Origin of the sequence: Curtobacterium sp. A7_M15 (genome assembly GCF_030705415.1) — a bacterium.
Taxonomy (GTDB): Bacteria; Actinomycetota; Actinomycetes; order Actinomycetales; family Microbacteriaceae; genus Curtobacterium.
In genome coordinates, this window is sequence record NZ_JAUZED010000022.1 from 1 (window position 1) to 21,866 (window position 21,866).

Sequence of the window (21,866 nt, forward strand, 5' to 3'; positions counted from 1 at the left end):
GAGGTTCCGCGCACCGTGGGACGGCGCGAGCCCCGCACCGCGCGCGGAACCCCGCACACTGCGCGTCGCGCACTGCGCGCCGCGCGCCGCACGCGCCGCCCTACGCGCTCCGGCGCACCACGAGCTCGGGCACGAGCAGCGTCTCGTCCCGTGGCTCCCCCTCGACGAGTGCCCGCACGGTGTCGAGCACCCGCTCCCCCATCGCCCGGAAGTCCTGCCGCACGGTGGTGAGCGGCGGCGTGAAGTGCGCCGCCTCGGGCACGTCGTCGAACCCCACGACGGCGATGTCGTCCGGCACCCGGAGTCCTTCGTCGGCGAACGCGTGCAGGACACCGAGCGCCATCTGGTCGTTCCCGGCGAAGACCGCGTCGACCGTGTGCACGTCGATCGTCCGGGCCGCGGCGAACCCGCTCGCGGGCGTCCAGTCCCCCTCGAGCACGACCGGCTCGAGTCCGGCGTCGTGCATGATCCGCTCGTACGTCGCTCGACGGACCTCGGACTCCTGCGAGACGGCGGGCCCCGCGATGTGCACGATCCGTCGGTGTCCGCGGGCGAAGAGGTGCTCCATCACGAGCGAGGTCCCCGCCGCCTGGTCGATCGCGACGGCCGCGACGCTCGGCGCGACCGGTGCCCGCGAGGCGTCCCGCTGCACCGCGTTCGCCACCACGACGGGCACGGACACCGGGACGGTCAACGACGCGAGGGCGTCGAGCACCCGGTTGTCGGCGGCCACGAGCACGATCGCGGCGACGTCCTGGGCGAGCAGCGTCACGAGGGCGTTCGACAGGTCGACCGGGCGCGGGTCGTCCGGCAGGGTCGAGAGCAGCACGTGGTAGCCCGCTGATCGGGCTGCCCGCTCGAACCCGATCGCGGTGCTCGACGGTCCGTACAGCGCGTCCCCCGCGGTGATGATGCCGAGCGCCCGGCTGCGTCCGCCTGCGAGCGCCCGCGCCGCGGCACGGGGCCGGTAGCCGAGTTCGGTCACTGCGTCGGACACCTGCGTGCGGAACTGCTCCCGCACCGTCGGGTCGCCGTTGATCACCCGCGAGACGGTCTGGTGCGAGACGCCCGCGCGCTCGGCGACGTCGAAGATCGTGGGCGCCTTGCGACGTTTGCCGCCGGCGTCCCCGAGCGCGGTCGTGGTCGTCACGCCGCCAACCGTACCGCGCAGTCCGGCCGACGCGGCAAGATCGCGAAACGGTCACGGTGAGTTGACACCCCGTCACGGAACCCGGAGTATGTGAGCGCTCACATGAGCACATCCCGCGGGGCACAGCAGCCCCGGCACCGAGCGCGTCGCCGTGGACGCGCAGGAACAGAGGTACTTCGATGATGAAGCGCAAGATCGTCGCGGGCGTCGCCGCCCTCGGCATCGCCATCGCACTCGCCGGCTGCTCCGCCGGCGGACGCGCGTCCACCGACGGTGGGGGCAGCAGCGGCGACAACAAGGGCGCCCTCGTCGGCGTCGCGATGCCGACCAAGGTCTCCGAACGCTGGATCAAGGACGGCGACGCGGTCAAGAGCGACCTCGAGAAGGCCGGCTACAAGGTCGACCTCGAGTACGGCGACAACAAGGTCCAGCAGCAGGCCCAGCAGGTCAGCAACATGATCACGAAGGGCGCGAAGGTCCTGATCATCGCGTCGATCGACGGCGGTGCACTGTCCGACCAGCTCGACGCCGCCGCGAAGGCCGGCATCAAGGTGATCTCGTACGACCGCCTGCTCACCGGCAACAAGAACGTCGACTACTACGTGTCGTTCGACAACTACAAGGTCGGCGTGGACCAGGCCACGAGCCTCCTCACCGGCCTCGGGATCGTCGACGACAAGGGCGAGAAGACCGGCAAGAAGGGCCCGTTCAACATCGAGGTCTTCGCCGGCTCGCTCGACGACAACAACGCCGGGTTCTTCTTCAACGGTGCGATGGACACCCTCAAGCCGTACCTCGAGGACGGCACGCTGAAGATCCAGTCCGGCCAGGACCAGCTGTCCCAGGCCGCGACGCAGCAGTGGGACCCGGCGACCGCCAAGGCCCGCATGCAGAACCTCGTCGCCAAGTCGTACTCCGGTGGCGAGACGCTGAACGGTGTCCTCTCGCCCTACGACGGCATCTCGATCGGCATCATCTCGGCGCTCCAGGGCGCCGGGTACGGCTCGGGTGACCGCCCGCTGCCGGTGGTCACCGGCCAGGACGCCGAGCAGGCCAGCGTGAAGTCGATCATCGAGGGCCAGCAGTACTCGACCATCTACAAGGACACGCGCAAGCTCGCGAAGCAGTCCGTCACGATGGCCGAGGACCTGCTCTCCGGCAAGAAGCCCGAGGTCAACGACACCAAGAGCTACGACAACAAGGTCAAGGTCGTCCCGACCTACCTGTTCCAGCCCACGGTCGTGACGAAGGACAACTACAAGGAAGTCCTCGTCGACTCCGGGTACTACACCGAGGCCGACCTCAAGTAGGACGCTCCCACCTGACGGACTGGAGGCGCGGGTCGACCCCGCCCCGTGCCTCCCGTCCGTCCCCACTCGCGCGCCGACGCGCGCACACGGAAAGGCGGTCCGCATGGCGGACACCATCCTCGAGATGCGGGACATCACCAAGACGTTCCCCGGCGTGAAGGCGCTGCAGGGCGTCTCGATCGAGGTCGAGCGCGGCCAGGTCCACGCGATCTGCGGCGAGAACGGCGCCGGCAAGTCCACCCTGATGAAGGTGCTGTCCGGGGTGTACCCGCACGGCTCCTTCGACGGCGAGATCCTGATCGACGGCGCGCCCGTCGAGTTCGGCGACATCAACGACTCCGAGGCGGCCGGGGTGGTGATCATCCACCAGGAGCTCGCGCTCAGCCCGTTCCTGTCGATCGCCGAGAACATCTTCCTCGGCAACGAGCAGTCCAAGGGCGGCTTCATCGACTGGAACAAGACGAACCTCGCCGCAGCGGAACTGCTGCAGCGCGTCGGCCTGAAGGACAACCCGGTCACGAAGATCGTCGACATCGGCGTCGGCAAGCAGCAGCTCGTCGAGATCGCCAAGGCGCTGTCGAAGCGCGTGAAGCTCCTCATCCTCGACGAGCCCACCGCGGCGCTCAACGACGACGACTCGGCGCACCTGCTCGACCTCATCCGGTCGCTGCAGGCCGAGGGCATGACGGCGATCATCATCAGCCACAAGCTCAACGAGATCAAGGCGATCGCGGACAAGGTCACGATCATCCGCGACGGCAAGACCATCGAGACGCTCGACATGCACGCCGACGACGTCTCGGAGGACCGGATCATCCGCGGGATGGTCGGTCGCGACCTGTCGAACCGGTACCCCGAGCGCGAGGACCCGCAGATCGGCGAGGAACTCCTCCGGATCGAGGACTGGACCGTCCACCACCCGCTCGACGCCTCGCGCGAGATCATCCACCAGGCGAACCTCTCCGTCCGCTCGGGTGAGATCGTCGGCATCGCCGGACTCATGGGCGCCGGACGGACGGAGCTCGCGATGAGCGTGTTCGGGCACTCGTACGGTTCGGGCATCAGCGGCACCGTCTACAAGCGCGGCGTCCCGATCAAGACCCACACGGTGTCGCAGGCGATCGACAACGGCATCGCCTACGTCACCGAGGACCGGAAGCGCTACGGACTCAACCTGATCGACGACATCAAGCGGAACATCTCCGGGTCGGCGCTCGGGAAGCTCGCGAACTGGGGCTTCGTGAACGCGTCCGAGGAGACCACCGTCGCCGGCCAGTTCCTCAGGAGCCTCAACATCAAGGCACCCAACGTCGACGTCGTCACCGGGAAGCTCTCCGGCGGCAACCAGCAGAAGGTCGTCCTGTCGAAGTGGATGTACGCCGACCCCGACGTGCTCATCCTCGACGAGCCGACCCGAGGCATCGACGTCGGCGCGAAGTACGAGATCTACACGATCATCAACCAGCTCGCAGACCAGGGGAAGGGCGTCATCGTGATCTCCTCCGAGCTCCCCGAGCTCCTCGGCATCTGCGACCGCATCTACACGCTCTCCGAGGGCACGATCACCGCTGACGTGCCCCGCTCCGAGGCCACGCCCGAGGCCCTCATGCAGTACATGACCCAGGAACGGGAGACCCCTGTCAATGAACGCGCTTAAGTCCGCCGCCGGCTACCTCACCGGGCAGCTCCGACAGATCGGCCTGTTCATCGCGCTGATCGTCATCGTCATCTTCTTCCAGGTGACGACGAACGGCATCACCCTCGCCCCGATCAACGTCTCGAACCTGATCGTCCAGAACAGCTACATCCTCATCCTCGCCATCGGCATGGTGATGGTCATCATCGCCGGGCACATCGACCTCTCGGTCGGCTCGGTCGTGGCCTTCACGGGTGCCATGGCCGGTGTCATGATCACGCAGTGGGGCCTGCCCTGGCCGGTCGCGGTCGTGCTCTGCCTGGTGGTCGGCGCGCTCGTCGGCGCCTGGCAGGGGTTCTGGATCGCCTACTTCGGGATCCCGGCGTTCATCGTCACGCTCGCGGGCATGCTCGCGTTCCGCGGCGCCGCGCAGATCGTCCTGCACAACCAGCAGATCTCGCCCTTCCCCGACGGCTTCCGGTCCCTCGGCTCCGGCTTCCTGCCGTCGTTCGGGACGACCGGGTACGAGCCCCTCACGATGATCCTCGGCTTCGCGGCCGCGGCCGTCCTGATCGTCACGGCGTTCCGCGGTCGTGCGACGCGGCGGAAGTACCAGCTCGAGAGCGAGCCGTTCGCCTGGTTCATCACGAAGCTCGCCTTCACCGTCGCGCTCGTCATCTACGTGGCGCTCCTGCTCGCGAGCTACAACGGCACCCCGATCGTGCTCGTCGTGCTCGGCGCCCTCGTGGTGATCTACTCGGTCGTCATGCGGAGCGCGGTGTTCGGCCGCCACATCTACGCGATCGGTGGCAACGCCCTCGCCGCGCAGCTGTCCGGCGTCAAGACGAAGCGCGTCACGTTCCTGCTCTTCGTGAACATGGGCGTCATCTCGGCCCTGGCCGGCGTGGTGTTCACCGGGCAGCTCAACCTGGCGGCGCCGGGTGCGGGCAACGGCTTCGAGCTCGACGCCATCGCCGCGGTGTTCATCGGTGGCGCGGCCGTCACGGGCGGCATCGGGACGGTGCCGGGTGCGATCGTCGGTGGTCTCATCATCGGCATCCTGAACAACGGCATGTCGATCCTCGGCATCGGCACCGAGTACCAGTCGCTGATCAAGGGTCTGGTGCTGCTCGCCGCCGTCGCGTTCGACGTGTTCAACAAGCGCCGGGCGGCGTCCGCCCGCAAGTAGGGGTCGCGCGGGTCGCTTCGCGCGCGTCGCTTCGCGCGGTTCGTTTCGTGAGCAGAAATGGTCGGGTTCCGTTCAGGGACCCGACCATTTCTGCTCACGATCGGGAGAGAACGGCCCAGGCGGCGGCCGGGAGGCGCACGGTCCCGTCGCGCAGGTCGGCTCGGCCCGCCTCCACGCGCGTCGCGTCGGCGGCGGGCAGGTCGACGGGATCGTCCGCCAGGTTCAGGGCGGTCACCACGGCACGGTCCGCCGTCGCGGTCCGCAGCACGATCGCGCTGTTCGTCAGGCGGACGACGTCGGTGTGGGCCCGGTGCAGCCAGGGTTCGCGCCGGCGGAGCGCGATGAGCGCCTCGTGGTCGTGCGTGAGCTGCACGGGTGCGGGCGGGACGGCCGGGAACTCCGGGCGGACGGCGTCGTCCCCACCGACGCGCTCCTCCTTCACCCCCGTCCAGCCGTACTCGTCGCCGGCCCAGACGCTCGGGGTCCCGGCGACCGTGAAGAGGACCGCTGCGGCGTGACCGGCGAACCGCTCCCCCACGGCGCTCGCGATGCGGGTGACGTCGTGGTTGCCGACGAACGTGCTCGGCGCCTGCGCGGCCAGCAGTCGGTCGTGCCGTTCGACGGCGTGCGCGAGCTCGAAGCAGTTCCGGTCGGCGATGCCGTGCCAGATGCCCTGCCACAGCTCGTACTGCGTGGTGGAGTCGATCGTCGAGGCCCGGACGAACGCGGCCGTGTCGCCGTGGATGACCTCGCCCGTGAACCAGGCGTCCGGGAAGCGCTCGCGCACCCGCGGCAGCACCCGTGCCCAGAACGCCGTCGGCACCGCGTAGGCCGCGTCGAGTCGCCAGCCGTCGACGCCCCGTGCGAGCCAGTGCGTCATCACCTCGACGACGAGGTCCTCGGCGGCACGCCCGTCGTGGTCGAGCGCGACCAGGATGTCGTGGCCCTCGAACAGTCCCACCGGCACGTCGTCGCCGGGCGACCAGCCTGCCCAGTCGATCGCGAAGAGGTCCGCGGTCGGTGCGTCCGGGCCCTGCTCCTGGACGGCTCGGAAGGCAGGGTGCTCCCGTCCGACGTGGTTGAACACCCCGTCGAGCAGGACCCGGATCCCCCGGTCGTGTGCGGCGGTGACGAGCCGGTCGAAGTCGTCGTCGTCACCGAGCCGCGGGTCGATCCGGAAGTGGTCGACCGTGTCGTAGCCGTGTGTCGAGCTCGCGAAGACCGGCCCGAGCAGCAGCCCGTTCAGCCCGAGGTCCACGACGTGGTCGAGCCAGGGTTCGATGCGTCCGAGGCGGTGGTCGACCGGACGTCCGTCGACGGGGACGTCCGGTCGCACGTCGGCGCCGACGAAGCCGAATGGGTAGACGTGCCACCACATGACGTGCTCCACCCAGGCCGGCTCGGCGGGACGCTCCGGTTCGGTGTCGCTGTTCACCGACCCGATGCTGCCAGCTGCACCTGGGCTGGGTGCGGAAGCGGACAATCGGACGAGGATGGACGCATGGGACGGGCGATCAGGTCGGCGGCGGACGCAGCGGCATCGGAAGCCGCGCACGCGGAACGGACGTGCGCGTCGTGCGGTCGGCGGATGCCGTCCTCGGCCGGGCCCGAGGCGAAGTGGTGCTCGGCCTCGTGCCGCAAGCACGGCATCGACGACGTCGACCGTGCGCTCGAACAGCGCATCGACGAGCTCCTCGCCGCGCGCGCACGGACCTCGAGCATCTGCCCCTCCGAGGTCGCACGGTCGCTCGACCCCGACGACTGGCGCGGCCTCATGGAGCCGGCGCGACGTGCGGCGCGGCGGATGACGGCCCGGGGCGAGGTCGAGATCACCCAACAGGGCAGCGTCGTGGACCCGTCGACCGCCAAGGGCCCGATCCGTATTCGCCGACCGCGCTGACATGGACGACCACCTCATCACGGCCACCCGTCGCGCCGACCACCTCGCTACCGTCGGCGGCACCGTCATCGGCATCTCGCAACAGGCCGGCCTCGCCGGACTCTCCGTGCTCTGGACGGCACTCACCGCCGTCGGGATCGCCCGGCCCACCGAACTGGTCTGGACGATCATCGCGGCAACCGGTGCAGTGGTCACTGTCACCGTCTGGATCCGCGCCCGCCGCGCGGGGGCCCTGCTGCCGTTCTTCCTCACCGCTCCCGAGCGGCCGCTCGCAGCGCTCACGCCCGCGCAACGTCGCGAGCTCCGACGGCAGTTGCGGCGACCCGGCACCGTCACGGAACCGTACGCAGCACTCGTGCGAAGCGTGATCGACTGGCAGCGCCGCTCGACGCGGGCTGCGGTCCCGATGCTCGTCGGGATGTTCCTCAATTCGGTCGGGCTCTCCGGTTCGGTCGCGATGACCAACGGGCCTGCGGGCTGGTCCTTGATGGTCGGGCTCCTCGCCGTCGCCGTGTTCATCACCGTGGCCAGTCGTGTCGAATCGCGGCGTCAACTGCGCGTTCGGGAACAAGCACAGCACGACACCTGTTGATCACCGGGATGACCTTCGACTCCACCGCCGCACCGTCCCCCGACCGTCTCCGAGCCCTCGTGGTGGGTGCCAGCGGCATCACCGGATCGGCCCTCGTCACGCACCTGCTCGACCTCGGGTGGGAGGTGACCGCGCTCTCCCGCCGGCCCCTCGCACGCGACGGGGTCCGCACCGTGGCCGCAGACCTGCGCGACCCGCAGTCGCTGGGTGCCGCCCTCGCCGACGAGCGTCCGACGCACGTCTTCTTCACCGCCTGGCAGCGGCAGGACACCGAGGCCGAGAACATCCGCGTGAACGGCGGCATGGTGCGCGACCTGCTCGCCGCACTCGCCCACGCTCCGCTCGAGCACGTCGCCCTCGTCACCGGACTGAAGCACTACCTCGGCCCGTTCGAGGCGTACGCCGCCGGGGAGATGCCCGACACCCCCTTCCACGAGGAAGAACCGCGCCTCGACACCCCGAACTTCTACTACGCCCAGGAGGACGAGCTCTTCGCCGCCGCCGAGCGCCAGGGCTTCACGTGGTCGGTGCACCGCTCGCACACCGTGATCGGTCACGCGGTCGGGAACGCGATGAACATGGGCCTGACGATCGCGGTGCAGGCGACACTTGCGAAGGAGCTCGGCCTCGACTTCGTCTTCCCGGGCAGCGAGGCGCAGTGGAACGGCCTCACGGACATGACGGACGCCGGCATCCTGGCCGAGCACATGGTCTGGGCGTCGACCACGCCCGAGGGCGCCGACGAGGCGTTCAACATCGTGAACGGCGACGTGTTCCGCTGGCGCTGGATGTGGCCCCGGCTCGCAGCACACCTCGGCGTGGACCCCGCGCGGGTCGTCGGGTACGAGGGAGCGCCGCGTCCACTCGAGGAGCAGATGGCGCAGCACGAGTCCGCGTGGGCTGACATCGCCGCACGCCACGGCCTCGTCGAGGCGGACGTCTCCCGACTCGCCTCATGGTGGCACACGGACGCCGACCTCGGTCGTGCGATGGAGGTCGTCACGGACATGGGCAAGAGCCGTGACGCCGGCTTCACCGCGTTCCGTCGCACCGAGCGTTCCTTCGCCGAGCTCTTCGACCGCTACCGCGCCGACCGACTCATCCCCTGATCCGTACCCCGTTCGAATCAATCGGGGGACACGAACCTGCGGCCGGGCCGCGAACCCGCGCGCCGGGCCTGGTTGTCTTCGTGACACAGACGCCGGGGACCCTCGGCGGCCCCCGGAGGAAGGAAGACACCATGTCGCTCGGAGACAAGGCGAAGGACGTCACGCAGAAGGTCGTCGGCAAGGTCGAGGAGGCCGTCGGCAAGCACACCGACGACGCCGAGCTCAAGCACCAGGGCCAGAAGGACCAGGTCATGGGCGAGGGCCGTCTCGAGACCGAGAAGGCGAAGGACCACCTCGACGGTCACTGAACCCGTCGCACCACGGAACGCCCGCGCCCGTCGGCGCGGGCGTTCGTCGTCTCAGAAGGCGTAGCGGATGCGGCAGCTCGGCAGGTGCTCCGCCACGAGTTCCCGGAACCGCTCGACCAGCTGCCCCTTCATCCCGGAGCGGTAGCGGACGTTGACCGCGCCGTTCTGCGACACCTTCTGCTCCTGCAGGTCCGGCCGCCACAACAGGTCCTCCGCCTTCGGGTGCCAGCCGAGGTTGACCTCGTGCAGGGGCTCGTTGTGCGTGAGGAAGATGACCTCGGCCGCGAGCTGCGCCTTGGCGGCCGGGGACAGGACGTCGTCGACCTGACGGAGGAGCTCGGCCCAGTCCGAATCCCACGTCGGCGTGAGGATGACGGGCGAGAAGTTGAGGTGCACCTCGTACCCGGCGTCGACGAAGTCGTTGACCGCGGCGATCCGCTCAGCGATCGGGCTCGTGCGGATGTCCGTGACCTTCGCGGTCTCGTGCGGCATCAGCGAGAACCGGATGCGCGTCCGTCCCATCGGGTCCCAGTCGAGCAGGTCGCGGTTGACGTACTTCGTCGCGAAGGACGCCTTGGCGGTCGGCGACATCCGGAACAGGTCGCACAGGTCCCGCACGTTGTCGCTCAGCATCGCGTCGACGGAGCAGTCGCTGTTCTCACCGATGTCGTAGACCCACGCGTCCGGGTCGCACTGGTTCGGTTCGGTCTTCGGCCCCTGCTTCGCGATGTTGCGGGCGACGTGCTTCGTGATCTGGTCGATGTTCGCGAAGACCGTGACGGGGTTGCTGTAGCCCTTGCGCCGGGGAACGTAGCAGTACGCGCACGCCATGGCGCAGCCGTTCGCCGTCGACGGGGCGATGAAGTCCGCGGAGCGTCCGTTCAGCCGGGTCACGAGCGACTTCTTCACGCCGAGGACGAGCGCCTCGGTCTTGATGCGGACCCACCGCTGGACGTTCCGTTCGTCGCCGTGCACCTCGGGGATGTTCCAGTGCGACGCGACGGGGACGATCTCGGCGGCCGGCCACTGCCCGACGATCTCCTGCCCGCGATGGAGCTCGAGAGCGGCCGGCTCGGCGTAGATCCAACGGACGTCGAGCAGGGGGCGCGGGTGGGGTACGGGCATCACGCCTGTTCTACCGCCGACCCCTGACACCGTGCACCGGATCCGCGCGGCGACCGTTCTGGTTCGAGATCACCGGGTTCGACGAACCGGAACGGTCATCCCGCCGGACGAACCCGGTGTCCGCTGCGAGACTCGAGTGCATGACCGCGACGCCCGACGAGCACTTCTTCGTGGTCGACGGCCGGCGGTGGCGGCGGACCGACCCAGCGCTGCCCGAGGACCTCGCGGCAGCACTCCGGTCGCACCTCGGTCGGGGCCGCAACGCGGTCAAGCAGGCCAAGCGCTCCGGCGACGAGGACGCCCTCGCCGCGGCACGGCACCGCAACGGGCTCGCGAAGCACGGCCTCGGCGAGCGTGGACCCGAGTGGTGGACCCGCCCCGAGGCGGATCGGATCGCCGACGCCCGAGCGACCCTCGCCGAGCTCGACGCGCTCGACAGCGACTCCCCCGACGCCTCGAGCCGGCCGCTGCCGTGACGACCATCCGGCCGCCGCGACTCGACCGCGTGCTCAGCGTCATCGTCTTCGGTCCCGTCGGCATCGGGACGGGCGTCGCCGTCGCTTCGGTCGCCTTCTCACCAGGTGCGTCCGCCCGGGCCGTCGTCTTCGTCCTGGGTCTCGTGTTCGCTGCGATCGCCACCTGGGTGCTGTCCCGGCTCCCGCGGCTCGGCGTCCGACTGTCCGAAGACACTCTCCGGTACCACGGCTTCCTCGTCAGCTGGTCGGCGCCGCGCGACGGCATCACCACGGTGCTCGACGACGCGTTCGTCGAGTGGCGCGATGACGGCGGCACGGAACACCGGCGACAGCTCTGGATGCTCACGCAGGCGTGGGAGGACGACGGCACGAAGTTCGCGCCGCTGTGGCGCTGGCGACGTGCGGCGCTGCTCGAGGTGCGGGCGGGGGCCGGGGCGCGAGCGGTCTGACTCCCGGAACGGTCAGGGACGGTACTCGTGCCGCTTCTTCGTTGGCGGCGCCGACGGCGGTGCGGCTCCGGCGGCGCCGCCGGACCCGAGCGAGTTGCCCGCGGCGGAGACCACGGTGAGCACGGCCAACAGCACTCGTCCGATGGATCGCAGTCCTCGCAGTACCAGCGTCATCGCGCCCCCCGTTCCCTGTCCGTCCGCTCAGGCTACCGCGCGTTCCTTCCCACAGCGCTCGGGATGGGAAGCGGGATCGGGCGTACCTGGTCAGAACTTCCGACCAGCTTCGCCCGAAAAGAGCAAGTACCGCGCCCGCGCCCCCGCCCGCGTCAGGCCTCGGTGTGCCCGAGGTCGGGCTCGACCCGCAGGCACACCGAACGCGACGCCGCGGCGTGCAGTTCGAGGACGACGACGTCGTTCCGACCGGCGCGGAGCACCGGCCCGGGGACGGCCAGGGTCCGCTGCGGCCCACGGGACCAGTAGCGGCCGAGACAGAACCCGTTCACCCAGGCGACGCCCTTCCGGAAGCCGTCGAGCGCGAGGTACCGGTCCTCCGAGGCGTCGAGGTCGAACGACCCGGTGGCGAACGCCGGCCCGGCGAGGACGTCACCGTCGGTGGGCAGGGCGTCGGCGAGGATGGTCAGCGCGGCCTCGGGCATCGGGTCGAGCGTGAGGGGCGAGGCCGTCCACCGGGCGAGTGGGACCGCGTCGACGGCGACCCCGCCGATCAGGCCCTTCGGTTCGCCGATCCGGGGGCCGTAGTCGACACGGCCCTGGTCCTCGACGAGCAGCTCGAGGACGCCCGTGACGGGCGGGAGCACGATGGCACGGTCGTGGTGCTCCCGTTCGAGCACACCGACGACGGTGCCGTCCACCGAGACGACCGCGCGGTCGCGGACCTCCTCGCCGACGGTGAGGACCCCGCCGGTCGGCAACGAGACCTCGGTCCGGTACAGGACGAAGCCCGAGGCGGCGCCGAGGGCGTCGAACGTGGGCGGGGTGTCGTGCGCGGACCACGACGTGAGGGACGGGAGCAGGGTGCGCAGGGGTGTGACGCGGTCGAGACGGACGGCGACGTCCGTGGCGGGGACGACCCGCGCCTCCAGGCCCGGAGCCGACCCGACGGAACCGACGGACCCGAGCAGACCCGACCCACCCGGCTGCATCGATGCGGGCAGCGGTGGCACGGGCGCGTAGCGCTCGATCACCGAACGGAAGGCGTGGAACTTGTCGGTCGGACGCCCTGCCTCGTCGAGCGGTGCGTCGTAGTCGTACGACGTCGCGATCGGCCGGTACACGCCCTTGTCGTTCGCGCCGTTCGTGAAGCCGAAGTTCGTGCCTCCGTGGAACATGTAGATGTTCACCGAGCCGCCGGCGGCGAGCAGGTCGTCGAGGTCCGACGCCGAAGCGGCGGCCGGGGTGGTGTGGTGGTGCTCGCCCCAGCTGTCGAACCAGCCGTCCCAGAACTCGGAGCACATCAGGGGCCCGGTCGGCTGCGCCTGCCGGAGTCGTTCCAGACGCTCGGTCGAGCGTGATCCGAACGACCCGGTCTTGTGCAGCGAGGGCAGGGACCCGTCCTCGAGCATCGTGCCCATCGGCTGGTCGACGCTCGTGAACGGCACCGTCAGGCCGATGTCGCGGTGCATCTGCTCCAGCTTCGACAGGTAGACGGGGTCGGAGCCGTAGGCGCCGTACTCGTTCTCGACCTGGACGAGCACGATCGGGCCGCCGTTGTCGATCTGCCGCGGGACCAGCACCGGCGCCAACGCCTGCAGGTACGAGGAAACTGCTGCGAGGAACCCCGGCTCGTCACGGCGGACCCCGACGGTGCCGTCGGCGAAGAGCCAGTACGGCAGACCGCCGTTCGTCCACTCGGCGCAGATGTAGGGGCCGGGGCGGACGATGGCGTGCATGCCCTCCGCGGCGACGAGGTCGAGGAAGCGGCCGAGGTCGAGCCCGCCGCTCAGGTCGAAGACACCGGGCTGCGGCGCGTGCGCGTTCCAGGCGACGTACGTCTCGATGGTGTTGAGCCCCATCAGCTTCGCCTTGCGGATCCGGTCCGCCCACAGGTCGGGGTGAACGCGGAAGTAGTGGATCGCGCCGGACAGGATCCGGTGCGGCTCGCCGTCGAGCAGGAAGTCGGTGTCGCCGATGGCGAAGCGCATGGGGGAACTCTTTCAGGAGACGGGGCCGTGCGGAAGGATCCGCACGGCCCCGGGTCGAACCGGTGTGGTGACTACTTGGACGAGACCGTGAAGCCCTGGTCCTTGCCGTACTTCACGAGGGCCTTCTGCCAGGCGGCGAGACCGCTCTCGAGCGAGGTGCCGTTCTCGTAGGACTGGCCGACGGTGTCGGCGTAGACGCTGTTCGCGTACACCTGGTACGGCAGGTAGGTGAAGTCGTTGTCGGACGACTTCGACGCGTCGACGAGCACCTTGTTGATCTGCTGGCCGCCGAAGTACTCCGGCTTCTCGTCGAGGAACGCCGAGGACTCGAGATCGGCCGTGGTCGACGGGAACCCGCCCGACTTCATGAAGACCCCGGTCGACTCCTTCGAGGAGTTCAGCCACTTCAGGAAGCCCGCGGCGAGCGCCGGGTTCTTCGACTGCTTCATGACCGCCTCGGCGCTGCCGCCGTTGTTCGCGGTCTGCGCGGTGCCGCCGTCGTAGGTCGGCATCGGTGCGACGCGCCAGTCGCCGGAGGCGTCCGCGACGCTGGCCTCGAGGTTGCCGGGCATCCAGGCGCCGGTGATGAGCGTGGCGATCTGGCCGTTGCCGAGCTGCTTGTACCAGTCGTCGCTCCAGCCGACCGTCTTCGACAGGAGACCCTGCTCGACGAGCTGGTCCCAGGTCTTCGTCCACTTCTTCGTGCCGGCGTCCTCGAGGTTGATCGTGACCTTGTCACCCTTCGTGGTGAAGGGCGTGCCGCCGGCCTGGGCGATCATGCTCGTGGTGAAGCCCGCGTCGCCGGAGTCGGCGGCGATGTAGGCGTTCGGGTCGGCCTCGTGCAGCTTCTTCGCCGCGGCGACGTACTCGTCCCACGTCTTCGGCACGGCGATGCCGTGCTTGTCGAAGACCGTCTTGTTGTAGAACAGCGCCATGGGGCCGGAGTCCTGGGGCAGCCCGTAGATCTTGCCGTCCATGTCGACCGAGTTCCAGGTGCTCGTCGCGAACTTGTCCTTCAGGTCGCCGAACCCGTACGAGGACAGGTCGAGCAGCGAGTCGGACAGGGCGAACTGCGGGAGTGCGTAGTACTCGACCTGGGCGACGTCGGGGGCACCGGAGCCGGCCTTGATCGTGTTCTGCAGCTTCGTGTACTGGTCGGCGCCGGTGCCGGCGTTGACGAGCTTGACCTTCACCTTGGGGTAGGCCTTCTCGAACGCGGCGACCTGGTCCTTGGCGGACGGCGTCCACGACCAGTAGGTCAGCGTGCCGCCGTCCTTGAGAGCCTTCGAGATGTCGTCGGACGAACCGCCGGACGAGGAGCCGCCGGAGGCGCAGGCGGCGAGGGCGACGGCTGCGGTGACGCCGATGGCGACGGCGCTGAGGCCGCGCCGGAGACGCTTGTTCATGGAGGTGCCTTTCACTTCTTCGTGGAGAGGGGGTGGAGCTGCTGTGTGCCGGCCCGGTGGCCGACGGGTCAGGCCTTGACGGAGCCGGCCGCGAGGCCGGACTGCCAGAAGCGCTGGAGGAAGAGGAACGCGACCACGATCGGGATGATCGTGAGGAGCGATCCGGTGACGACGAGGTTGTAGATCGGTTCGGCTCCGGAACCGGTGGCCTGCGCGTTCCACTGGTTGAGGCCGACCGTCAGCGGGTACCACTTCGGGTCGCTCAGCATGATGAGCGGCAGGAAGTAGTTGTTCCAGGTGGCCACGACTGCGAAGAGCAGGACCGTGACGACACCCGGTGCGAGCAGACGGAGCGCGATCGTGAAGAAGATCCGGAACTCGCCGGCGCCGTCCATGCGGGCGGCCTCGAGGAGCTCGGCGGGGATCGCGTCCACCGCGTAGGTCCAGATCAGGTACATGCCGAACGGGCTGATGAGCGACGGCAGGATGATCGCCCACGGGGTGTTCGTCAGCCCGAACTGCGAGAAGAGCAGGAAGGTCGGGACGGCGAGGGCGGTGCCGGGGACGGCGATCGCTCCGAGGACGACGGCGAACACGGCACGGCGACCGGGGAACTGGAACTTCGCCATGCCGTAGCCGGCGATCGTGGCGAGCAGGGTCGCACCGCCGGCGCCGACGACGACGTAGAGCAGCGTGTTGCCGAGCCACTGGACGAAGATGCCGTCGTTGTAGGTCAGCGTGTCGACGATGTTCTGCCAGAGGTTGAACTTCCCGCCGAACCACAGGCCGAAGGTCGACAGGAGCGAGGCCTGCGTCTTCGTGCTGTTCACGAGCAGGTAGAACAGCGGCGCGAACGAGTACACGACGAAGACGATCATCACGGCCGTGAGGAGGCCGGAGCGCTTCACCTTGCGTCCGTCGACGGGCTTGCGGATCTTCCTGGAGGCGCGGCTCGACCGGTCCTTCGGGTCGCGCAGCGTGGTGGTCGCCTCGGTGACGGTGGCCGGTCCGGTCGCGCCGGACGCCGGCTGCTGCAGGGTGCTCATCGGTTCTCCTCGCGGGTGCCGCGGACCTGGACGACGTAGGCGATCACCGCGGTGATGACGCCCATGACGATCGCGACGGTGGCGGAGTAGTTGAACTGCTGACCGCTGAAGGACAGCGAGTAGGCGTACATGTTCGGGGTGAAGGCGCTGCCGATGACGTTCGGGGCGAGCGTCTTGAGCAGGTTCGGCTCGTTGAAGAGCTGGAAGCTGCCGATGATCGAGAAGATCGTGGCGATGACCATCGGGCCGCGCAGCGCGGGGAGCTTGATCGAGAACACCGTGCGCAGGGCCCCGGCGCCGTCGAGCTCGGCGGCCTCGTACAGTTCGCCGGGCACGGTGCGGAGGGCGGCGTAGAAGATCAGCATGTTGTAGCCGAGGAACTCCCAGGTGACCACGTTGCCGATCGACGTGAGGACCCAGTCCGGGCTGAACGGCTGCAGCAGGTCGATGCCGAGTGCGTGGTTCGCGGTGCCGGTGAGGCCGAACTGGTTGCCGTAGATGAAGCCCCAGATCAGCGCGGCGACGACGCCGGGGACCGCGTAGGGCAGGAACACCGCGATGCGGAAGAAGCTCGTGCCCCAGAGTCGGGCGCTGTCGAGCGCGAGGGCGGCGACGAGGGCGAGGCCGAGCATGATCGGGACCTGCACGACGAGGAACACCGCGACCCGGCCGAGCCCCGACCAGAACTTCGCGTCCTGGAAGAGCTGCACGTAGTTGGCGAACCAGACGAACTGGTTGCCGCCGATCAGCTGGTCGCGGAAGAGGCTGAGCCACAGTGCGTAGCCGATCGGCACGATGAGCATCGCGACGAGGACGACGACGAAGGGGCCGACGAAGAGCCATCCCGTGTACCGGCCGCGCGGTCTGGCGCGGCGCCGCGGTGGCACGGCCGGGGCGGTGGCTCCGGCTGCGCGCGCTTCCAGCGTGCTCATGTGACTCCCTTGTCGTGCTGCGTTCGGGTCCGTCGATGTTGACGTCAACATCGAACGCCGCGACGATAGCATGGCAACGTCAACATGCGCTAGCGTCCGGTGCAGGCCGTCGCGCTCGACGACCACTCGCACCGATGGGAGATCCCGTGACGACCGACCTGTCCGCCACGCGTCGATCTCCCTCCATGGCCGCCGTTGCCGAGGCCGCCGGGGTCTCGATGCAGACCGTGTCCCGCGTCGCCCGCGGGTTCGACAACGTCTCGCCGGACACCCGCGACCGGGTCCAGCGCGTCATGGACGACCTCGGATACCGGCCGAACCGCGCCGCCCGGGCCCTCCGCTCCGGCCGGTTCCGGACGATCGGCGTGATCATGTTCACCCTCGCGTCGTACGGCAACATGCGCACCCTCGAGGCGATCGCGGACGCGGCCGGTGCCGCCGACTTCACGATCACGCTGCTGCCGATGGCCTCCCGCACCGAGGAGGGCGTCCGCTCGGCGTTCTCCCGCCTGCACGAACAGGCCGTCGACGGCGTCGTGATCATCATCGAGTCGCACATCATCGACACGGCCGAGGTCGTCCTGCCCGACGGCGTCCCGATGGTCGTGGTCGACTCGACCGGCACCACGCAGCACCCGGCGATCGACACCGACCAGGCCGACGGCGCCCGCCGGGCCACGCAGCACCTGCTCGACCTCGGGCACGAGACCGTCTGGCACGTCGCCGGCCCCGAGTCGTCGTACTCGGCGGCCCGACGGCTCGCCGCCTGGCAGGCCACGCTCGAGGCCGCGGGGCGCACCGTCCCGCCGGTGTTCCGCGGTGGCTGGGGCTCCGAGTCCGGGTACCGCGCCGGGCAGGAGATCGCCCGGCGCCGCGAGATCACCGCCGTGTTCGCCGCGAACGACCAGACGGCGCTCGGGGTGCTGCGCGCCGCCCACGAACTCGGGCGGCCCGTCCCGGAGACCCTCAGCGTGGTGGGCTTCGACGACTCCCCCGAGTCCGACTCGTTCTGGCCGCCGCTCACCACCGTGCACCAGTCCTTCGACGAGGTCGGGCGCCGGGCGGTCCGGAACCTCCTCGCCCAGATCGACGGGCAGCCGGTCCGGGCCGAGGCGGACCTCGTGCCGGTCCGACTGGTCGTCCGGGCGAGCACGGCAGCGCCGCCGCGCTCCTGACGCTCACCGCCGCGTCGGCGTCCGTCACACGGTCGGCACGTGGGGCGTACCGTTGATGCCGAGCCGGTCTGCTGTCCCGGCCCCGGGTTCGCGCCACTGCCGTGTGCCCGGAGGACGAGCAAGCGCTCCGATCCTCATCTCCCCACCTCGGCGCGTTCGGACCATGAAGAACATCGTGTACGGCCTCACTGCCGTCCTGACCTCCGACGAAGCAGCGCACGCCGTGCTGGACTACGCCGCGGCACTCGCGCACGCCGGACTCGCGGACACCGTCGCCGTCCCCACCATCGACGCGTTCGGAAGTGCCACGACGACGTCGTTCCTGCTCGCTCCGGCGCTCGGGCTCCTCGTCGAGGACGCCGCCGACGATCCGCTCGGCCCTGACACGGCTGCCTTCGTCGAGGAGATCTCGTGGCGGGCACGCGCCGTGCGCTGCACACCACCGCCGGAGTCCTGACGCTCTCACGGGCGGTGCGGCACCGCACGCCCTCGCCGTCTGGTGGATCGTCCTCCACGCGTCGGGAGCAGCCGCGCGACGGGCGGGAGGCGCGGTGCCGGTCCGCACCGCGCCTCCCGCCGCCCGTTCCGGTGGCGTGACCGCGCTCGCGCACGGACCTACTGGGCGTCCTCGATGTTCTTCTTCAGCTGCGTCACGTACTGCTCGGCCCCCTGCTTCGGCGTCGTCTTGCCGAACTGCACGTTCTGCCAGATCTGCGAGAGCAGCGTGTCCGCGTCCTGCGCTCCCACCGGGGTGATCGGCGCCGGCGAGCCGGACTCCGCCGTGACCTGCTTCACGTAGTCCATGACGATCTTGTCCGACCCACTCAGGTCGGGCGCGATCTGCTTCTGGAACGCCGGGTTCGCCGGCATGCCCCGTTCTGCTCCGAACAGCTTGCCCACCTTCGGGCTCGTCGTCAGGAAGTCGATCAGTTCGGCGGCCTCGGCGGGGTGCTTCGACTTGCTGGAGATCGTCCAGTACATCGAGGACTTGAGGTACTGCCAGCCCTTCTTCGCGTCGGGCGAAGCCGGCATCGGGAGCATGTCGAGCTTCTGTGACGGAGCGGCGACCTGGTAGGCGCTGAGGTTCGACGGGATGAACGTCATCGCGACCTTGCCCGTCGCGATGTCGGACTGGTCGAGTGCGGCGTTCGTGCCCTCGGCGAGTTGCGATGCGCTCGGAGTGACCCCGGACTCGATCTGGTCGAGGGCGTACTGCCAGTAGCTCGCCAGCACGGACGGCTTCAGGACCACCTTGCCGTCCTTTCCGAAGACCGCGTTGCCGTGCTGGCGCGCCCACAGGGTGAGCGACGGCGTGTCCCCGCCGAACGGGTCGAGGCCCTTGACCTTCCCGCCGGACTTCTCGGTGACCTCCTTCGCGACCGCGTTCAGCTCGTCCCACGTCCAGTCGTCCTCGGACGGCATCGCGATGCCGTACTCGTCGAGGACGGAACGGTTCACGGCCACGCCGATGGAGTTCAGCCCGATGGGGACGGCGTAGAGCTTGCCGTCGTACTGCCCGGTGTCCCGGACGTTCTTCGTGAGGTCGGACGTGTCGAGGTACTTGCTGTACTGCCCGAGCTCCGCGATCGCACCGCGCTGCGCGTACGAGGCGATGTAGACCTGGTCGAACTGCATGACGTCGGGGGCGCTGCCGCCCGCGACCGTGGTGGCGAGCTTGTCCCAGTAGCTCCCCCAGTCGGTCGACTGGGTCTTGACGGTGATGTTCGGGTGCTCCTTCTCGAAGAGCTTCACCGCCTGCTCGGTCTGGGTGACGCGGGCTCCGGCGCCCCACCAGTTCAGGGAGATGGTGACGGGGTCCTTGCTCAGCGTGGCGTCCTCGCCGTTGCTGTTCCCGACGGCGCAGCCGCCGAAGGCGAGGACGGATGCCGTGGCGATCGCGACGGCGCCGATGACGCGTGATCTCAGTTGCATGGTCTTCCTTGCTGTGTGGTGGTGGATCTCGGGAAGGGGCGCGGCCGTCACTTGCCGCCGGTGGTGGCGATCCCGCGCAGCAGGAACCGCTGCCCGAACAGGAACGCGAGGAACACCGGGACGAGCGTGACGACGCTCATGGCGAAGAGGGCTCCGAAGTCGGACTGCCCGGTGGGGTCGATGAACTGCCGGAGCGCGACGGACGCCGTGTACTTGTCCGGTTCGGTGACGAACACGAGCTGGCTGAAGAAGTCGTTCCACGTCCAGATGAAGGTGAAGATCGCGGCCGTCGCGAGAGCCGGCTTCATCAGCGGCAGGATGATCTGGAAGAAGATCCGGGCGTGGCCGGCTCCGTCGATCCGGGCCGCTTCGTCCAGCTCGCGGGGGATGCCGCGGATGAACTGCACCATGAGGAAGACGAAGAAGCCGTCCGTCGCGAGGAACTTCGGGACGATGAGGGGCAGGAACGTGTTGATCCACCCGAGCTGCGAGTAGATGACGTACTGCGGGATGATCAGCACCTGGATCGGAAGCATCATCGTGACGAGCATCGCGGCGAAGGCGATCCGCTTGTACCGGAAGCTCAACCGGGCGAACGCGTACGCGGCGAGCGAGCAGCTCACGAGGTTGCCGATGATGGCGCCGATGACGATGATCGCGGAGTTCGCCAGGTAGACGCCGAACGGACGCTGCAGTGCACTCCACCCGTTCGTGTAGTTCTTCGTCGCGAACGTGTCGAGCACGAGCCCGGGGTTGTCGAAGATGTGTCCCTCGGCACGGAGCGAACTCGCCACCATCCAGAGCACCGGGTAGAGCATCACGAGGCTCAGCGCGATGAGGAGCACGTGCTTGCCGACGCTCAGGACCCGCGACGGGCCGCGCCGTCGTGGCGGTGTGATCGCTTCCTGTCGCGGGTGCCCGAGGTCGTCCCCGGGTGCGGCGGTCGGAGCGGGACGGAGCGCGGTGGAGTGATCAGTCATCGTAGAAGACCCAGTACTTGGAGGCCCAGAAGTTGAGCGCGGTGGCGGCGCCGACGATGAGCAGGAGGAGCCACGCGATCGCGGAGGCGTACCCCATCTGCAGGCTGCCGAACGCCTTCTGGTAGAGGTAGAGCGTGATGAAGAGGGTGGAGTTCGTCGGCCCTCCCGATCCGTTGGAGATCACGTAGGCCTGCGTGAAGGACTGGAACGCGCCGATGATCCCGAGCACGAGGTTGAAGAACACGATCGGGCTGAGCAGCGGGAGCGTGATCGACCGGAACTGTCGCCATCGCGAAGCACCGTCCGTGGACGCGGCCTCGTAGTACTGCCGTGGTATCTGCCGGAGGCCGGCGAGGAAGATCACCATCGGTGCGCCGAAGGTCCAGACGTGCAGGATGATCAGCGTGCCGAGGGCGGTGTTCGGCGAGCCGATCCACGAGGGCCCCTGCACCCCGAAGATCGCCAGGAACGCGTTGAGCAGTCCGTCGCCCCCGAACACGAGACGCCAGAGCACGGCGATCGCGACGCTGCCGCCGAGCAGTGACGGCAGGTACAGCACCGAGCGGTAGAACGACAGCCCCCGCATGCCGCGGTCGAGCAGCACGGCGATGAGCAGCGCGGCCGCCAGCTGCAGTGGGACCGAGATGACGGTGTACAGGAGCGTCACCACGAGCGAGCTGCTGAGGTTGGTGTCCTGCAGCATGCGCTCGATGTTGTCGAGGCCGGTGAAGCGCGGGTTCTGCAGGAGGTTGTAGTTCGTGAAGGACAGGTACAGGGACGCGAGGATCGGGCCCAGCGTGATGGCGACCATCCCGACCAGCCACGGCGCGAGGAAGAACACCGCGGCCCGGTCGTCCCGTCGGTCGCGCTTGGCGCCGGCGCCGCCCTTCCGTTCGCCGCGCAGGGACCGGAGCTCCCCGAGCGCACTCACGTGCCGCTCGCTTCGCCGGGGTTGCAGAGTTGCACCATTTCCATCTCCTTCGATGGCG

The 21,866-nt window shown here is 69.2% G+C and carries 22 protein-coding genes; 11 read left to right on the top strand and 11 right to left on the bottom strand.

The features are described 5' to 3' along the window. Window positions 1-100: 100 nt before the first annotated feature. Window positions 101-1,150: a substrate-binding domain-containing protein gene (locus Q7F20_RS06210; RefSeq protein WP_305739246.1), complete on the bottom strand. Its 1,050-nt coding sequence runs from the start codon at window positions 1,148-1,150 to the stop codon at window positions 101-103. A 179-nt stretch (window positions 1,151-1,329) separates the two neighbouring features. Here Q7F20_RS06210 and chvE point away from each other — a divergent pair, with 179 nt between their 5' ends. The 3 genes from chvE (at window position 1,330) to mmsB (ending at window position 5,285) form a co-directional block, all read left to right on the top strand. Continuing rightward, window positions 1,330-2,460: a multiple monosaccharide ABC transporter substrate-binding protein gene (gene chvE / locus Q7F20_RS06215; RefSeq protein WP_305739247.1), complete on the top strand. Its 1,131-nt coding sequence runs from the start codon at window positions 1,330-1,332 to the stop codon at window positions 2,458-2,460. A gap of 103 nt (window positions 2,461-2,563) precedes the next feature. Then, a complete protein-coding gene (gene mmsA, locus Q7F20_RS06220; RefSeq protein ID WP_305739248.1) occupies window positions 2,564-4,117 on the top strand; it encodes a multiple monosaccharide ABC transporter ATP-binding protein in 1,554 nt (517 codons plus the stop codon). Beyond that, on the top strand, window positions 4,104-5,285 hold the full coding sequence (mmsB, locus tag Q7F20_RS06225; protein ID WP_305739249.1) for a multiple monosaccharide ABC transporter permease: 1,182 nt from the start codon (window positions 4,104-4,106) through the stop codon (window positions 5,283-5,285). Before mmsA ends, mmsB begins: the two co-directional genes overlap by 14 nt. Before the next feature lie 94 nt (window positions 5,286-5,379). Here the strand turns inward: mmsB and Q7F20_RS06230 are convergent, their stop codons facing one another. After that, on the bottom strand, window positions 5,380-6,720 hold the full coding sequence (locus Q7F20_RS06230) for an alpha-amylase family glycosyl hydrolase (protein WP_305739250.1): 1,341 nt from the start codon (window positions 6,718-6,720) through the stop codon (window positions 5,380-5,382). Between the two features lie 66 nt (window positions 6,721-6,786). Here Q7F20_RS06230 and Q7F20_RS06235 point away from each other — a divergent pair, with 66 nt between their 5' ends. The 4 genes from Q7F20_RS06235 (at window position 6,787) to Q7F20_RS06250 (ending at window position 9,194) form a co-directional block, all read left to right on the top strand. Beyond that, the gene (locus tag Q7F20_RS06235; protein ID WP_305739251.1) at window positions 6,787-7,185 is read left to right on the top strand and encodes a DUF3253 domain-containing protein; all 399 of its coding nucleotides are present in this window, start codon (window positions 6,787-6,789) and stop codon (window positions 7,183-7,185) included. A gap of 1 nt (window position 7,186) precedes the next feature. After that, window positions 7,187-7,777 (top strand): hypothetical protein, encoded by a 591-nt coding sequence (locus tag Q7F20_RS06240; RefSeq protein WP_305739252.1) that lies wholly within the window; start codon window positions 7,187-7,189, stop codon window positions 7,775-7,777. 8 nt (window positions 7,778-7,785) lie between these two features. Next, window positions 7,786-8,886: an SDR family oxidoreductase gene (locus Q7F20_RS06245; protein WP_305739253.1), complete on the top strand. Its 1,101-nt coding sequence runs from the start codon at window positions 7,786-7,788 to the stop codon at window positions 8,884-8,886. A 131-nt stretch (window positions 8,887-9,017) separates the two neighbouring features. Further along, window positions 9,018-9,194 carry a CsbD family protein gene (locus Q7F20_RS06250; protein ID WP_305739254.1) on the top strand — a complete coding sequence of 59 codons (177 nt, stop codon included), beginning with the start codon at window positions 9,018-9,020 and terminating at the stop codon, window positions 9,192-9,194. A gap of 51 nt (window positions 9,195-9,245) precedes the next feature. Here the strand turns inward: Q7F20_RS06250 and Q7F20_RS06255 are convergent, their stop codons facing one another. Continuing rightward, window positions 9,246-10,319 (bottom strand): spore photoproduct lyase family protein, encoded by a 1,074-nt coding sequence (locus Q7F20_RS06255; protein ID WP_305739255.1) that lies wholly within the window; start codon window positions 10,317-10,319, stop codon window positions 9,246-9,248. Window positions 10,320-10,459: 140 nt separating this feature from the next. On the opposite strand from Q7F20_RS06255, the gene Q7F20_RS06260 reads away from it, so the two are divergent. Further along, the gene (locus Q7F20_RS06260) at window positions 10,460-10,795 is read left to right on the top strand and encodes a biopolymer transporter Tol (RefSeq protein ID WP_305739256.1); all 336 of its coding nucleotides are present in this window, start codon (window positions 10,460-10,462) and stop codon (window positions 10,793-10,795) included. Further along, a complete protein-coding gene (locus tag Q7F20_RS06265) occupies window positions 10,792-11,244 on the top strand; it encodes a hypothetical protein (protein WP_305739257.1) in 453 nt (150 codons plus the stop codon). Before Q7F20_RS06260 ends, Q7F20_RS06265 begins: the two co-directional genes overlap by 4 nt. Window positions 11,245-11,256: 12 nt before the next feature. Here Q7F20_RS06265 and Q7F20_RS06270 read toward each other — a convergent pair whose 3' ends face one another. The 5 genes from Q7F20_RS06270 to Q7F20_RS06290 all read right to left on the bottom strand — a co-directional run bounded on the left by Q7F20_RS06270 (window position 11,257) and on the right by Q7F20_RS06290 (window position 16,790). Continuing rightward, window positions 11,257-11,418, bottom strand: coding sequence for a hypothetical protein (locus tag Q7F20_RS06270; RefSeq protein WP_305739258.1), 162 nt, complete (start codon window positions 11,416-11,418; stop codon window positions 11,257-11,259). 152 nt (window positions 11,419-11,570) lie between these two features. Continuing rightward, on the bottom strand, window positions 11,571-13,406 hold the full coding sequence (locus tag Q7F20_RS06275) for a beta-galactosidase family protein (RefSeq protein WP_305739259.1): 1,836 nt from the start codon (window positions 13,404-13,406) through the stop codon (window positions 11,571-11,573). 71 nt (window positions 13,407-13,477) lie between these two features. Continuing rightward, complete coding sequence (locus Q7F20_RS06280) at window positions 13,478-14,812, bottom strand: sugar ABC transporter substrate-binding protein (protein ID WP_305739260.1); 1,335 nt, start codon at window positions 14,810-14,812, stop codon at window positions 13,478-13,480. Window positions 14,813-14,880: 68 nt separating this feature from the next. Further along, a complete protein-coding gene (locus Q7F20_RS06285; RefSeq protein WP_305739261.1) occupies window positions 14,881-15,858 on the bottom strand; it encodes a carbohydrate ABC transporter permease in 978 nt (325 codons plus the stop codon). Then, on the bottom strand, window positions 15,855-16,790 hold the full coding sequence (locus Q7F20_RS06290) for a carbohydrate ABC transporter permease (RefSeq protein ID WP_305739262.1): 936 nt from the start codon (window positions 16,788-16,790) through the stop codon (window positions 15,855-15,857). Before Q7F20_RS06290 ends, Q7F20_RS06285 begins: the two co-directional genes overlap by 4 nt. Before the next feature lie 185 nt (window positions 16,791-16,975). Between Q7F20_RS06290 and Q7F20_RS06295 the strand changes: the two genes are divergently transcribed. Together Q7F20_RS06295 and Q7F20_RS06300 are read left to right on the top strand one after the other, a co-directional pair. Then, window positions 16,976-17,965 carry a LacI family DNA-binding transcriptional regulator gene (locus tag Q7F20_RS06295; protein WP_305739263.1) on the top strand — a complete coding sequence of 330 codons (990 nt, stop codon included), beginning with the start codon at window positions 16,976-16,978 and terminating at the stop codon, window positions 17,963-17,965. A 163-nt stretch (window positions 17,966-18,128) separates the two neighbouring features. Then, entirely contained in the window at window positions 18,129-18,422 is a 294-nt protein-coding gene (locus Q7F20_RS06300; RefSeq protein ID WP_305739264.1) for a hypothetical protein, read from the top strand. A 158-nt stretch (window positions 18,423-18,580) separates the two neighbouring features. Here Q7F20_RS06300 and Q7F20_RS06305 read toward each other — a convergent pair whose 3' ends face one another. From Q7F20_RS06305 to Q7F20_RS06315, 3 genes are read right to left on the bottom strand one after another with little or no spacing between them, the layout of a single operon-like run. Next, window positions 18,581-19,897, bottom strand: coding sequence for an ABC transporter substrate-binding protein (locus Q7F20_RS06305; RefSeq protein WP_305739265.1), 1,317 nt, complete (start codon window positions 19,895-19,897; stop codon window positions 18,581-18,583). Window positions 19,898-19,944: 47 nt separating this feature from the next. Continuing rightward, window positions 19,945-20,877: a carbohydrate ABC transporter permease gene (locus tag Q7F20_RS06310; protein ID WP_305739266.1), complete on the bottom strand. Its 933-nt coding sequence runs from the start codon at window positions 20,875-20,877 to the stop codon at window positions 19,945-19,947. Next, window positions 20,870-21,808: a carbohydrate ABC transporter permease gene (locus Q7F20_RS06315; RefSeq protein ID WP_305739267.1), complete on the bottom strand. Its 939-nt coding sequence runs from the start codon at window positions 21,806-21,808 to the stop codon at window positions 20,870-20,872. The genes Q7F20_RS06310 and Q7F20_RS06315 overlap by 8 nt, the downstream gene beginning before the upstream one ends. Between the last annotated feature and the right edge of the window lie 58 nt (window positions 21,809-21,866).

Coding starts and splice junctions, on each gene's coding strand:
- Q7F20_RS06310 (WP_305739266.1), bottom strand. CDS start 20,877: ATGACTGATCACTCCACCGCGCTCCGTCCCGCTCCGACCGCCGCACCC.
- Q7F20_RS06255 (WP_305739255.1), bottom strand. CDS start 10,319: ATGCCCGTACCCCACCCGCGCCCCCTGCTCGACGTCCGTTGGATCTAC.
- Q7F20_RS06250 (WP_305739254.1), top strand. CDS start 9,018: ATGTCGCTCGGAGACAAGGCGAAGGACGTCACGCAGAAGGTCGTCGGC.
- Q7F20_RS06280 (WP_305739260.1), bottom strand. CDS start 14,812: ATGAACAAGCGTCTCCGGCGCGGCCTCAGCGCCGTCGCCATCGGCGTC.
- Q7F20_RS06260 (WP_305739256.1), top strand. CDS start 10,460: ATGACCGCGACGCCCGACGAGCACTTCTTCGTGGTCGACGGCCGGCGG.
- Q7F20_RS06245 (WP_305739253.1), top strand. CDS start 7,786: ATGACCTTCGACTCCACCGCCGCACCGTCCCCCGACCGTCTCCGAGCC.
- mmsB (WP_305739249.1), top strand. CDS start 4,104: ATGAACGCGCTTAAGTCCGCCGCCGGCTACCTCACCGGGCAGCTCCGA.
- Q7F20_RS06305 (WP_305739265.1), bottom strand. CDS start 19,897: ATGCAACTGAGATCACGCGTCATCGGCGCCGTCGCGATCGCCACGGCA.
- Q7F20_RS06300 (WP_305739264.1), top strand. CDS start 18,129: ATGAAGAACATCGTGTACGGCCTCACTGCCGTCCTGACCTCCGACGAA.
- chvE (WP_305739247.1), top strand. CDS start 1,330: ATGATGAAGCGCAAGATCGTCGCGGGCGTCGCCGCCCTCGGCATCGCC.
- Q7F20_RS06235 (WP_305739251.1), top strand. CDS start 6,787: ATGGGACGGGCGATCAGGTCGGCGGCGGACGCAGCGGCATCGGAAGCC.
- Q7F20_RS06270 (WP_305739258.1), bottom strand. CDS start 11,418: ATGACGCTGGTACTGCGAGGACTGCGATCCATCGGACGAGTGCTGTTG.
- Q7F20_RS06285 (WP_305739261.1), bottom strand. CDS start 15,858: ATGAGCACCCTGCAGCAGCCGGCGTCCGGCGCGACCGGACCGGCCACC.
- Q7F20_RS06295 (WP_305739263.1), top strand. CDS start 16,976: ATGGCCGCCGTTGCCGAGGCCGCCGGGGTCTCGATGCAGACCGTGTCC.
- mmsA (WP_305739248.1), top strand. CDS start 2,564: ATGGCGGACACCATCCTCGAGATGCGGGACATCACCAAGACGTTCCCC.
- Q7F20_RS06290 (WP_305739262.1), bottom strand. CDS start 16,790: ATGAGCACGCTGGAAGCGCGCGCAGCCGGAGCCACCGCCCCGGCCGTG.
- Q7F20_RS06240 (WP_305739252.1), top strand. CDS start 7,187: ATGGACGACCACCTCATCACGGCCACCCGTCGCGCCGACCACCTCGCT.
- Q7F20_RS06275 (WP_305739259.1), bottom strand. CDS start 13,406: ATGCGCTTCGCCATCGGCGACACCGACTTCCTGCTCGACGGCGAGCCG.